Below are 6,191 nucleotides of genomic sequence, written 5' to 3' on the forward strand. Positions count from 1 at the left end.
GGGGATCATCATGCCCCCGACCGAGGCCACATCGGCCACGGCCGTGCCCGAGATGCCGCCGAACAGCATGGAGGCCGCGATGTTGGCCTGCGCCAGCCCGCCGCGCATCCAGCCGACAAGGGCATTGGCAAAGCGGATGATCCGTTCGGTGATGCCGCCCGAATTCATCAGGTTGCCCGCAAGGATGAAGCCGGGAATGCACAGCAGGACAAAGCTGTCCATGCCGGCATACATCTTCTGCGGGATCACCACCAAGGGGATGTCGGCGAAAAGCAGATAGGCCATCGAGGACAGGCCCAGTGTCACCGCCACGGGCAGGCCGATGGCCAGCCCCAGCACGAAGACGCCAAGAAGCAGGAACAGACCCATGTCACACATCCTCTGAGGTGGGGATCGGCCGGCCGTCATGGCGCCCGGTCAGCATTTCGAACACGCGCATCAGCGCCCAGAGGGTGAGGGTCACGAACAGGATCAGGATCGAGGCATGGATGAAATCCATCCGCCACCCCAGCGAAGGGGCCGTCTGGCGTATGCCGATCGCCGTGTAGTTCCAGGCCGCGGACAGCAGCGCGATGCCGAAGACGGCGGTCAGCAGCGCGGAAACCAGCCGCAAGATCCAGGGGCCGCGGCCCGGCAGGCTTTCGCAAAGCAGGTCCACATTCACCATGTCACCGCTGCGCAGGGCCAGACCTGCCCCGAGGGCCCCGATGTAGATCAGGCAGAAGCGTGTCAGTTCCTCGGTCCAGACCGGGGCCGTGGTCAGGAAGGTCCGGGCGAAGACCTGCAGCAGCACCGAACCCGACAGGATCAGGAATGCCGCCAGGATCAGAAGGCGGCAAAGCCCCTCCAGCCCCTTGAATGCGTATGTCATGGGTGCCTCCGCATGGGGTCTGCGGGGGTGGCCCCGCAGACCCTGCGTGTGATCAGTTGTTGAAGATCTGTTCGGCCAGCGGGCGGATTTCCGCAGGCACAGACGCCAGCACGGCTTCCTTGGCCTTGGCGGCAAAGGCGGCCTGATCAACCTCGACGAACTTGACGCCGCGGCCTTCCAGATCGGCGACCAGCGCCGCTTCATCGGCCAGGAACAGTTCGCGTTCATAGGCCTGGGTGCGCTTGGCAGCCTCCAGAAGGGCGGCCTGATCGGCCTCGGACAGCTTTTCCCACGACTGTTCCGAGATGGTCAGATAGATCCAGGACCGGACATGCTCGGTCTTGTTGATGACCTTCTGCACCTCGTAGAAGCCGCCCGACTTGAACAGCGCCAGCGGGTTTTCCTGGCCTTCGATGGTGCCGTTCTGCAGCGAGGTGAAGACCTCGGAAAACGCCATCGGGGTGGGGTTTGCGCCGATGGCCTGCCATGCGGCCACGAAGACCGGCACGTTCGGCACCCGCAGCTTGAAACCTTTCAGATCGTCCGGCGACGTGATTTCGCGGTTGGCCGAAAGGTTGCGCGGGCCGCGGGCGAAATAGGTCAGCGGGCGGATGCCGGCATTGGCGATGATTTCATCGACGATCTGCTGGCCGATTTCGCCCGATGCGACGGCATCCATATGCTCCAGCGATTTGTAGCCATAGGGCAGGGCCAGCAGCGCGGCCTTGGGCGCCCAGTTCTGCAGGCTTTCGCCCGTGATCGTCATGTCGGCGGTGCCAAGCTGCATCCCGTTGATGACGTCGATTTCCTTGCCCAGGGATTCGTTCGGATAGACCTGCACCTCGACGCGGCCTTCGGTCAGGGCGGCGACTTCCTCGCCGAACTTCAGCGCGGCCTTGTGCCAGATGTTGTCCTCATTCGCGAGGTGGCCCAGCTTCAGGGTCACTTCTGCCGCCATGGCCGCGGTTCCCAGAAGGGCAGCAAGGACGCATCCAGCGGTCAGACGGGTCAGTTTCGTAAAGAACATCGGTTCCTCCTCCAGGATGATGCAGCCCGGCCAAAGCCGGAGATTACAGAAAGTATTCGGGCCGCTCCTGTTTGATCACCGGCAGGTCGGACAGGATGCCTTGCAGATGCGTGCGGATGCGGGTTTCGGCGCCGGTTGCATCGCCCTCGGCGATCGCATCGACGATGGCGCGGTGCTGGTCGATCAGCCGCGCCACGGGGAAATGCATACTGGACAGAAAGCGGACGCGGTCCATCTGCGCCTTCATTTCCTCGACCACGCGCCAGGCGTTGCCCTTGCCCGCCCCTTCGGCCAGCGTGCGATGAAAGACTTCGTCCGCTTCCATGAAGTCGCGCGCCGATCCGCCGACCAGTTCCTGCTGGCGGGTCAACTGCTGCCGCAGGTTGGCAAGCAGCGCCGCATCGGGGGTGGCGGCCAGCAGCTTGACGATGTCAGCCTCTACCGCCTCGCGCACGAAGCGGGCATCCAGCACGGCGGCCAGCGAAATCTTGGCGACGAACGATCCGCGCTGCGGGCGTATGTCGAGCAGCCCTTCATTCGCAAGGGTGATGAAGGCCTCGCGCACGGGCTGGCGGCTGATGCCGTATTGCTGCGCGACCTCTGCTTCAGAGATGCGGGCGCCCGGAGACAGTTCGTTGCCGATGATCGCCATCCGCAGCGCGGCATACAGTTGATCGACCACGCTTATGCGGACGGTCTGCAGCGTAACAGGTTCGCGGTTGCGATCAGACATCGGCTCTCTCCCCTGTCGCGACCATTACACCATACTACCATACAAGTAAACACGGAACACGCCGGACCGTGTTTCCTGCCTGACCGATCTCATGGCAGAGGGGTGCAGACCGGGGCCTGTCTTTCACCCGGCGGTTCGGCGGGGCGTGGGCAACGCTGACGCCCGTTCGGCCAGAGTGTCACTGAGGGCGCGGAAGACGCCCCCCACAACCCCCTGACAACAGGCCCATAACGCCCAGCCCTTCCACACAGGAACGGGTGTGACAGAACCGCGGTCAGCCCTGTATCGCTGTTTCCTCGGCGCGCAATCTGCTGCCGTGCATCAGCCCTGCGGCAGCCAGCCGAGGATAGGCGGCGGCGGCGAGAACGGAATTGACCCGGTGCAGATCGCGAAGGATGTCAAGGAACAGTTTGGACACCGACCCGTCGGGTGATCCCTGCGACAGATCCACAGCGACGATTCGATCTTCCAGCGCGCGGAAGGCATCCTTGCGGCTGGCCAGATCCTTGGCCACCTCCAGATCATCCGAGCACAATGCGGCCGGCAGAACACGCAGCGTTTCCAGCACGACGGCGCGCAATTCGGCCAGGCTGTTCTGCTGCATCGTGTCGAAAACGCTGTTGCGGCGCACCTTCTGGCGGGCGCGGTCGCCAAGGTTGCGGCGGATGATGTCACCCGCATGTTCCAGGCTGCCGGCATAATGCAGGATCATCCGCGCGCGCCGCGCCTCGTCTCCGGTCTGGCCTTCGGCTGTCAGGCCCGACAGATAGTGCCCCAGCGCCTTGAGATGGGCCGAGAGCCGGTCATCCAGCGGCTGAAGCTCGCGCAGGGATTCCAGTTTTCCGCTGTCCAGCACATCCAGCGCCAGGTCCACCATCCGGGTGACCATTTCCGCCATGCGAGAGGTTTCCAGCCCGGCATTGGTCAGCGCCATGTTCGGCGTCATCGAGGCCGAGGGCGTCAGGTAGCGCGGCCTTGTTGCCTCTTGCTCGGAAGGCGGTTCGCCCGGCAGAAGCCAGCCGACCAGCCGCAGCACCTGAGGCGCCAGCGGCAGGAAGATGGCGGCGGCGGCAAGGTTGAAGCCAAGGTGCATCTGCGCCACCGCCGTGGCCGGGGTCAGGTGCAGAAGGGTCAGCCCGCGCAAGAGCGGCGCCATGGCCAGCAACGCCAGCACGGCCAGCCCGCCCCGGCACAGCAGGTTGGCCACCGGCAGCATCCGCGCGGCGGCCGGCTGGCCCAGCGTGGCCGACAGCGCGGGCAGGCCGCCGCCGAAGTTCAGCCCCAGCACGAAGGGCAGCGCCTGTTCCGGTGCCAGACTGCCGTTCATCACGAAGGTGGTCAGCAGCAGCACCACCGTCAGCGAGGAATGGCAGATCCAGGTCAGGATCGCCCCGGCCAGAAAGGCCAGGAACGGCTCGGCCGCCAGCGCATCCAGCACGTCATGGAACAGCGTGGCCTGCTGCAGCGGCGCGGTGGCGCCCACCACCAGCTTCAGCGCGAACAGCATCAGGCCAAGGCCGATCAACATTCGCCCCATGTTGCGGGGCCGGAATTCGGCGGAACGGCCGAAGGTCACATAGCCCGCGAAGATCAGCACCGGCGCCAGCATTGTTGCCACCGAAGAGCCCGAGGCCAGCACCGCCGCCGTGGCCGCCGATCCGACATCGGCCCCCAGCAGCACCGCCAGCCCGGTGGTCGGCGCCAGAAGGCCAGCCCCCACAAGGCTGGAGGCGATCAGCGTCGTCGCCGTGGCGCTGCCCAACACCGCCGTCACACCCAGGCCACCCCCAAAGGCCGCGATCCGGTTCGACAGGCGGCGTTCCAGCCAGCCGCGCAGCCGGTCGCCCCAGCCGCGCTCTATCCCGGTGCGCACCATGCGCACGCCCCACAGAAGCAGGGCAACGCCCCCGAGCAGGTCGAGGATGACAAAGGTGCCGGTCATGGCCGCGCCCTTCAGTCGGCGACGGAAAGGTCGGGCACCACTGCGCCGATGTTGTAGCCTTCAAGCTGGGCGGTCTGCCAGGCGCCGGGCTTGAAGTTCAGGATGGTGCCGGTGCCGGGCGTGACCGGGATCACGCGCGAGGGCCCGATGTCCAGAAAGGCATGGAGTGCGGCGCGGATCACCCCGCCATGCACCACCGCCAGCAGATCCCCCTGTCCGGCCGCCAGCCAGTGACGCAGGCCTTCGGCCACACGGGCACGGAAGGTTTCCCAGGGCTCGCTGCCTTCGGGGGTGTATTCGCCCGCGCGCCAGGCGTGATACAGATCGGCATGGGCGGCAATCAGTTCGGGCTTGGTGCGCCCGGTCCAGCTTCCCATGTCCCATTCGCGCAGGCGCGGGTCGGACGGGCAGTTGCCATGGCCGATCAGCTCGGCCGTTTGCCGGGTGCGGCCAAGATCGGATGACACCACCCGCGCCGGGTTCAGCGCCTTGAGAAAGGCCCGGAACCGCCGCACCTGTTCGATGCCGCGCGGTGACAGGCTGGAGTTGTCCTGCCCCTGCAGGCGGCTTTCGGCGTTCCAGTCGGTTTCGCCATGACGCATCAGGATAAGCCGCATGTCAGTCGATCCTTTCGCCGGTCATGGCAAAAACGGCGTCGGGCGCGCCCGACAGGGCAAATTCGATCGGGTCGCCCGGACGGGCGTCGGGGAAGCTGTCCACGATGGCCGACAGGCGCAGCGCGCCCGCCGATGCCGTGACCATGACCTTGCCGGCCATTGGCGCGGCTTCGGAAAACTCGGCCATCAGCACCGGGCGATCCGGCGCCTTGCCGGTGGTGATCTGTTCGGCGCGGTAGAACAACTGCACCTCGTCGCGGCCCTGGGCCAGGGCCGCCGGGGCCAGGGGCACCCCGGCATGAACCAGCCAGTCGCCCTGGCGCGTGGCCACCAGCAGATTCCCCGGCGGCGTGCCAAGGAAGGTGGCGACAAAGGTCGTTGCCGGGCGTTCAAGCAGCTCTCGCGGGGGGCCGAACTGTTCCACCCGGCCCTGGTTCATGACCGCGACATGAGTGGCCATGGTCATCGCCTCAACCTGGTCATGCGTCACATAGACCGAGGTTGCGCCGGTGGCGCGGTGGATGCGCATCAGCTCGCTGCGCATCTCGATCCGCAGCTTGGCATCCAGGTTCGACAGCGGTTCGTCAAACAGCAGGATCGCGGGTTTCGGGGCCAGGGTGCGCGCGATGGCCACCCGCTGCTGCTGCCCGCCCGAGATTTCTGCCGGATAGCGGTCACGCAGCGCCGAGATGCCCAGAAGCCCCAGAACCTCGCCGATCCGTTCCTCGCGCGCGGCCTTGTCCCAGCCCGCCACCTTGAGCGGCCAGCCGATGTTGCCGGCCACCGTCATATGCGGCCACAGCGCGTAAGACTGGAACACCAGGCCTGCGTTGCGCTCTTTCGGGTCGGCCACGACACCGCTGGTGCCCGAGGACACGGTCTTGCCCATGAAGGCAATCTCGCCCCGCGTCGGTTCGTCCAGCCCGGCCAACATGCGCAGCAGGGTGGACTTGCCGCAGCCCGAGGGGCCCACCAGCACCAGGAATGATCCCGGCGGAACA

Annotated in this window: 7 protein-coding genes; all 7 read right to left on the reverse strand. The window is 66.2% G+C overall.

Annotated elements, in window-relative coordinates; all coding sequences use genetic code 11:
- Positions 1–369 (reverse strand): TRAP transporter large permease subunit (locus tag C5F44_RS17395; RefSeq protein ID WP_146161982.1); only part of this gene is annotated, 369 nt, incomplete at its 3' end.
- 1 nt (position 370) lies between these two features.
- Positions 371–871, reverse strand: coding sequence for a TRAP transporter small permease (locus tag C5F44_RS17400; protein ID WP_107674889.1), 501 nt, complete (start codon positions 869–871; stop codon positions 371–373).
- A gap of 52 nt (positions 872–923) precedes the next feature.
- Positions 924–1,898, reverse strand: coding sequence for a TRAP transporter substrate-binding protein (locus tag C5F44_RS17405; RefSeq protein ID WP_107674891.1), 975 nt, complete (start codon positions 1,896–1,898; stop codon positions 924–926).
- Between the two features lie 43 nt (positions 1,899–1,941).
- Positions 1,942–2,631, reverse strand: a complete 690-nt coding sequence (locus tag C5F44_RS17410; protein ID WP_107674893.1) for a GntR family transcriptional regulator — start codon at positions 2,629–2,631, stop codon at positions 1,942–1,944.
- A 274-nt stretch (positions 2,632–2,905) separates the two neighbouring features.
- Entirely contained in the window at positions 2,906–4,573 is a 1,668-nt protein-coding gene (locus C5F44_RS17415; RefSeq protein WP_107674895.1) for a Na/Pi cotransporter family protein, read from the reverse strand.
- 11 nt (positions 4,574–4,584) lie between these two features.
- Positions 4,585–5,190 (reverse strand): histidine phosphatase family protein, encoded by a 606-nt coding sequence (locus C5F44_RS17420; RefSeq protein WP_107674897.1) that lies wholly within the window; start codon positions 5,188–5,190, stop codon positions 4,585–4,587.
- A gap of 1 nt (position 5,191) precedes the next feature.
- Positions 5,192–6,191: ABC transporter ATP-binding protein (locus C5F44_RS17425; protein ID WP_107674899.1), on the reverse strand; the 1,000-nt coding region annotated here is incomplete at its 5' end.

Origin of the sequence: Fuscovulum blasticum DSM 2131 (assembly GCF_003034965.1) — a bacterium.
Taxonomy (GTDB): domain Bacteria; phylum Pseudomonadota; class Alphaproteobacteria; order Rhodobacterales; family Rhodobacteraceae; genus Pseudogemmobacter; species Pseudogemmobacter blasticus.

Coding starts and splice junctions, on each gene's coding strand:
- C5F44_RS17400 (WP_107674889.1), bottom strand. CDS start 871: ATGACATACGCATTCAAGGGGCTGGAGGGGCTTTGCCGCCTTCTGATC.
- C5F44_RS17415 (WP_107674895.1), bottom strand. CDS start 4,573: ATGACCGGCACCTTTGTCATCCTCGACCTGCTCGGGGGCGTTGCCCTG.
- C5F44_RS17405 (WP_107674891.1), bottom strand. CDS start 1,898: ATGTTCTTTACGAAACTGACCCGTCTGACCGCTGGATGCGTCCTTGCT.
- C5F44_RS17410 (WP_107674893.1), bottom strand. CDS start 2,631: ATGTCTGATCGCAACCGCGAACCTGTTACGCTGCAGACCGTCCGCATA.
- C5F44_RS17420 (WP_107674897.1), bottom strand. CDS start 5,190: ATGCGGCTTATCCTGATGCGTCATGGCGAAACCGACTGGAACGCCGAA.